1 protein-coding gene is annotated in these 295 nt (G+C 44.7%); it reads right to left on the reverse strand.

Annotated features, from left to right (window positions below; genetic code table 11):
- Nucleotides 1-295: PTS sugar transporter subunit IIA (locus AAEY79_RS14415; RefSeq protein WP_352288961.1), on the reverse strand; the 295-nt coding region annotated here is incomplete at both ends.

Below are 295 nucleotides of genomic sequence, written 5' to 3' on the forward strand. Positions count from 1 at the left end.
GGTCTGCAGGGACTAACAAAGCAAATAAAAGATCCACGGGTTGCTTATCGATTGCATCAAAGGCAATGGCTTCTTCACATTTAATAAATATCGCGATAGGGTGATCGATGGTCGTTAATCTACCATGAGGTATCGCAATGCCATTTCCTATACCTGTGCTACCCATTTTCTCTCTCGCTAACAGGCTTTCAAAAACCTCTTGCGAAGACAGGGTTGGATACTGGGCAGCGACTAAATTGCTGATGAGTTCCAGTACTTTTTTCTTACTGCCCGGTGTGGCACAGGTAGTGCATTC

It is taken from the genome of Psychrobacter sp. GW64-MNA-CIBAN-0177 (assembly GCF_040309585.1).
In the GTDB taxonomy this organism is placed as follows: Bacteria; Pseudomonadota; Gammaproteobacteria; order Pseudomonadales; family Moraxellaceae; genus Psychrobacter; species Psychrobacter okhotskensis.